The organism is Sulfuricurvum sp., assembly GCF_028710345.1.
Classification (GTDB): Bacteria; Campylobacterota; Campylobacteria; order Campylobacterales; family Sulfurimonadaceae; genus Sulfuricurvum.
This window is the reverse complement of sequence record NZ_JAQTUH010000037.1, coordinates 1-5,127: the sequence shown is the minus strand read 5'-3', so window position 1 is coordinate 5,127 and position 5,127 is coordinate 1. Positions and strand designations below refer to the sequence as shown.

5 protein-coding genes are annotated in these 5,127 nt (G+C 46.1%); 2 read left to right on the top strand and 3 right to left on the bottom strand.

All coding sequences use genetic code 11. The features are described from left to right. Together PHC76_RS14675 and PHC76_RS14670 are read right to left on the bottom strand one after the other, a co-directional pair. Positions 1-1,876 (bottom strand): AAA family ATPase (locus PHC76_RS14675; protein WP_300210696.1); only part of this gene is annotated, 1,876 nt, incomplete at its 3' end. A 76-nt stretch (positions 1,877-1,952) separates the two neighbouring features. Continuing rightward, positions 1,953-2,654, bottom strand: a complete 702-nt coding sequence (locus PHC76_RS14670) for a DUF445 domain-containing protein (protein ID WP_366943501.1) — start codon at positions 2,652-2,654, stop codon at positions 1,953-1,955. A gap of 72 nt (positions 2,655-2,726) precedes the next feature. Between PHC76_RS14670 and PHC76_RS14665 the strand changes: the two genes are divergently transcribed. Both PHC76_RS14665 and PHC76_RS14660 read left to right on the top strand, forming a co-directional pair. After that, the gene (locus PHC76_RS14665) at positions 2,727-3,206 is read left to right on the top strand and encodes a hypothetical protein (protein WP_300210694.1); all 480 of its coding nucleotides are present in this window, start codon (positions 2,727-2,729) and stop codon (positions 3,204-3,206) included. After that, positions 3,206-3,631 (top strand): hypothetical protein, encoded by a 426-nt coding sequence (locus PHC76_RS14660; RefSeq protein ID WP_300210692.1) that lies wholly within the window; start codon positions 3,206-3,208, stop codon positions 3,629-3,631. Before PHC76_RS14665 ends, PHC76_RS14660 begins: the two co-directional genes overlap by 1 nt. On the opposite strand, the gene PHC76_RS14655 is transcribed toward PHC76_RS14660, so the two are convergent. After that, on the bottom strand, positions 3,622-4,929 hold the full coding sequence (locus PHC76_RS14655; RefSeq protein ID WP_300210690.1) for an aminopeptidase P N-terminal domain-containing protein: 1,308 nt from the start codon (positions 4,927-4,929) through the stop codon (positions 3,622-3,624). The genes PHC76_RS14660 and PHC76_RS14655 overlap by 10 nt on opposite strands. Between the last annotated feature and the right edge of the window lie 198 nt (positions 4,930-5,127).

Here is a 5,127-nt window from a genome sequence, read left to right as displayed (position 1 = left end):
GGAATTTTGCCAATGTTTTTGCCGTTTGTGTTTTACCGACTCCCGTAGGACCGAGAAATAAAAATGATCCGATCGGACGGCTCTTATCGGAAAGCCCTGCTTTATTACGCTTGATCGCACGTGCTACTGCATGGGTTGCCTTCTCTTGTCCGACGACATCGCGATTCAGTTCATCTTCGATGTGAAGAATTTTCTCTTTTTCGCTTTGGAGCATTTTGTTGACCGGAATCTTCGTCCAACGACTCACAATCCCCGCGATAGAAGCTTCATCGACACTGTTTTTGAGCAGTGTCCCCTCAGCCATCATCCCTTTCCATTTTTCCTGTACCGCACTCTCTTCTTCAAAGAGTTTCGGAATTTCACCGTATTCGATCTCACCCGCACGTTTGTAATCGGCATTTTGTTTCGCATTTTCCGCTTCACGGCGTTTGGATTCAATCTCCGCTTTGATCTTCGCGAGTTTGTTAAATTCCTCTTTTTCATGGGCGAATTGAGCTTCAAGCTGACGCTTCTCTTCGCTAACGTCGGCGAGCTCACGCTCAATCTCTTCGAGGCGTTTGGTATTGGCCACCGACTCTTCCATCTTCAGCGCTTCTTTTTCGACTTGAAGCTGAGTCAGTTCACGTTTCACTTTTGCGAGAGCATTGGGTTCCGACTCGATCTGCATTTTCAACTCCGCTGCCGCTTCGTCGATCAAATCGATCGCTTTATCCGGTAAAAACCGATCATTGATGTAGCGATCCGAGAGTTTCGCCGCCGCTACCAATGCCGAATCGGTAATGGTAACGTTATGGTGCGCTTCGAGACGTTCTTTCAAGCCGCGAAGAATCTGCAACGATTGGTTGACACTCGGCTCATCGACATTGACGGGCTGAAAACGGCGTTGAAGCGCTGCATCTTTTTCAAAATATTTGCGATACTCTTTAAGCGTCGTAGCCCCGATGGTGTGAAGTTCTCCGCGTGCAAGGGCAGGTTTTAGGATATTAGCGGCGTCCATCGACCCCTCTGACGCTCCCGCACCAACGATGGTGTGGATCTCATCGATAAAGAGGATGATATTTCCGCTCTTTTTCACCTCATCGATGACCGCTTTAAGACGATCTTCGAACTCGCCACGATATTTTGCCCCTGCAATCAAGGCACTCATATCCAGAGCCATTACCTTTTTGTTCTGAAGGCTGAGCGGAACCTCTTTGTTATAGATACGCTGTGCCAATCCCTCGACGAGTGCCGTTTTACCGACCCCCGGTTCTCCGAGGAGAATTGGATTATTTTTGGTTTTACGGATCAAAATCTGCATCATACGACCAATCTCTTCATCCCGTCCGATTACCGGAGAGAGTTTCCCTTCTGCGGCTTCACGGGTCAAATCGATCCCGTATTTCGAGAGCGATTCGAGATTCTCATCGGCGGTTTGGGACTCTATCTTTTGTCCTGCACGAGACGCTTCAAAGTTCTTTGCGAGTTCACGTAAATCGATGTATTTGCCCAAAATACCTTTAAAAGGATCGTTTTGGAGGTTGGCAATCACATAGGTATCAATCGCCAAAAAGCTATCGCCGTTTTTTGCCATCTCTCCCGCACTCACTTCAAGCGAATGGGCAAAGTTTCGCGAGAGGCGGATACTCTCTTTGGTCACGGATGATGCACTTGGGAGTTTCGAGGCGGCACTTTTGACATCGAGTTCAATCGCCGTTTTATCGATACTCATTTTGTTGAGCATTTGATTAAGCGGCGAGTTGCTATTGGCGAGCAATGCCCAGAGAAAATGGATCGGTTCGACTTCGCTATTTTTATTGTGCAGAGCCAGAGATATCGACGACTCGATCATCTCGGTCATTTGATGAGTTAGTTTTTCAAAAATATTGGTTGACATAAAATTCTCCTAAATTGAGTTACAAGAATTATAATACTTTGAGTCACTTATTGTCAAGTCTTTTAAGTAAATTCATTTAGATAATAAATACTCCCAGCAATCCGATCAATCCACCAAACACTCCGCCCCACACAACGAGCCATCCTAAATGCTCTTTGATCAGCGTGTGAATCATCTCTTTAATCATCACCGGAGTGAGCTCAGTTAGGCGTGACTCCACAATCGATTCGATATTACCGCTCAAATCTCCGCTTCCCTGATGCAGATGGGTATTGAGGGCATTCATAAATGATTCGCTTTGTGCGATTTCGATGGTGGAGAGTTTGATTTTTTCCAAAAACGGCTCTTTGAGTTTAGCGATTAGCGCTTCCCCTCCGAACATCCCCAGCATTCCCCCCATCGGTGATTCCATGACACTTTTTACCAGTGCCTCGTACGCGGGGTTAAAATCGGTCTCTTCGATAATCGGCGATAAATCGATTGATTTTTCTTGGGAAGCGACAAAGCTTTCAATCTTTTCAGGAGTAAAGAACTGCTCCATGATAAGGGTTTTAAGTGCTTCGCGTATCGATTCAAACCGATCAAGAATGATTCCCGAACCGTACAAAAACGGTACTTTTTCGAACAGCATGTGGATTGCCAGCTGATTCGTCACTGCACCGGAGAGGGCAAATAATCCCGCCGAACGCAATGCCGAACCTGCTATCCCTTCCACTGTGTATGATATACCGACTAACCCTAATGAAACAAAATTTGTTATCCATCCTTTATCCAACATATAATCTCCTATTGTTAATACACGTATTATACAAAAAAGGTTAAAGTTGCACCCAAATATAGAGAGGTACTTATGATTTTACATTCTATGGAGTCCCTGCTCAAATCGGGTGAACCCTCCGCTATTCTCGGTGCAATATCTACCGGACTGGATCAGAGCGATGAAGCCCCTTTTTGGCGCCAAAAAAGTCTCCCGCTGTGTGAAGCGATTCTCAGCGTTTTGATCCCCTTACGTGAACAGCATCTCCTCTTTGATCCCGAGGGGAAGGGTCATAGTGAACTCACGCGTGAACTTTTTTTGCGATGGTGCGATCTCTACAGCCTCAAAACTCTCGCTTTTACCCTCGCCAAAAGCAACCATCTCGGAAAACTCACACGTACTAAAATTCATACCGATACCTATCAACCCATCGATTTGGAGCGTCTAGGGAAATATCTCAGCAGTTATAGCGTTAACCTCGAAAACGAAATGGTCGATTTTCCCACCACCAACTACAATCTCCACATCGGAATGACTACTCTCATTACTAAAATACTCCAAGGAAAGCTCTAATGCAGGAGATGCAACCACTCAAAGTTCACAGCTACCTATCTCAAAGCGAAATTGCACGCCATTTGGAGGGGGTAGAGTTCATCATGATGGCGGGACCCTCTATGATGGCGGAAGGTCATCCGATCCATTTTACGATCATCCTCAATACGGCCGATGTAATCCCCGAAGAGGTAAAACCGCTCATTTTAGAAAAATTTTGTCGTGAATACACCATCACTGCAACGAGTCATGTTTTAAGCAACCGTGAACGAATCGCCTTTGCCCTAACGACTCAAGAGACTCCAATGCCACGTCATATCATCGACAATGCCGAAGCCAATACCATCCCGTGGAAACTGCTCCACATTATCGATTTTTTAGGGGATTCGGAAGGTTTCAAAGAGGCGAAGGACGGTCTCAGCGGATGGAGTTATAGCTATAACTGATTACATACAGCTTCAATCTCCTCCACACTCTTCGCAATCATAGAAGATAGGTTCTCGTATCCTGTTTCTGTGACGAGAATATTATCCTCGATGCGGATACCGATGCCACGATACCGTGCCGGAACCGACTCATCATCCGCGCGAAGGTACAGCCCAGGTTCGATCGTCATCACCATCCCTGCCTCAAATGCTAACGACTCTCCCGTCTCATCCACATACGGACACGGATCATGTACGTCCAGACCCATCCAGTGCCCTATCCCGTGCGGAGCGTATTTTTTATGCTCTTTGGCTTCCATCAGCGCTTCTCGTTTACCACTCAATATTCCCAAAGCGATCAATGCGTCACATAACAGCTCTTCGCTATAGGTTTGAAGCCAGTCGCGTTTGACCCCCGGTTTGATCGCATCGATCACACGGAGCTGTACATCCAAAACGGCATTATAGACTTCACTCTGAGCTTCGCTGAATTTTCCGTTGATGGGAAACGTGCGAGTAATATCGCTCGCGTAGAGTTCCCACTCGCACGCCGCATCGATAAGGACTAAATCACCCTCACGAAGCTCATCGCGGTTATCGACATAATGGAGAGTGTTGGCATTATTACCACCCGCGACAATAGCACCATACGCTTCTGCGCTCGCTCCGCTATTCAAAAACACGTAACTCATCGAAGCTTGGAGCTGATACTCTCTCATTCCAGATCGACATACGCGCATCGCTACATGGTGTGCCTCCGCCGTGATCTCAACCGCGCGACGTATCGCATCGATCTCTTCGGAAGTTTTGATAAGGCGCAGGGATCGGATCAGATAGGTGACATCGAGTATGGAGCGGATATGGCGTTTGACACCGCGCGTGCTATGGAGCGATTGTGCGGCTGATTTGGCTTCATTGAGACGTGCTGAATCATGATAGAGATCAATATAGAGGTTGATATGTTCACGTAAAAGCTCTTTTATATCCTTCGTATAGTCTGCTATATCGCGTATTTCATCAACACTAAATCGTTTGCGTGCCCCCTCGATACCTAACCGCGCACCGTTCCATAAGGCGTGCTCGGCATTATGTGCTTCAACAAAAAGGATCGTTTTCGATGCATTGGGAGTTTTGATCAGTACCAATACGGCATTGTCTTCATTAAATCCGCAAAGATAATAGAAATCGCTGTTTTGACGGTAAGAGTATTCAGTATCGTTGGAACGGGTTTGAATGGGTGCAGAGGTAAGGATTGCTATCCCCTCTTCCATAAGGTCGAGGAGTTTAGCGCGGCGATTGTAAAAGTGTATTTCATTCATGGCGATATTGTGCCATAAATGGAACGGAATTAAAAATTTCTCTCTAAGAGTTTCCAAACTTTTAGTATTGTGATAATACGGTCAGCTTGTTTTCCAACACCATCTATCATACTTTCACTTTCTGAAATTGTTTCAGGAGCAGGTCCAACATCCCGTTTTGGAAGACGAATTGCTTCAGTGAGACGATCAATGACGAAT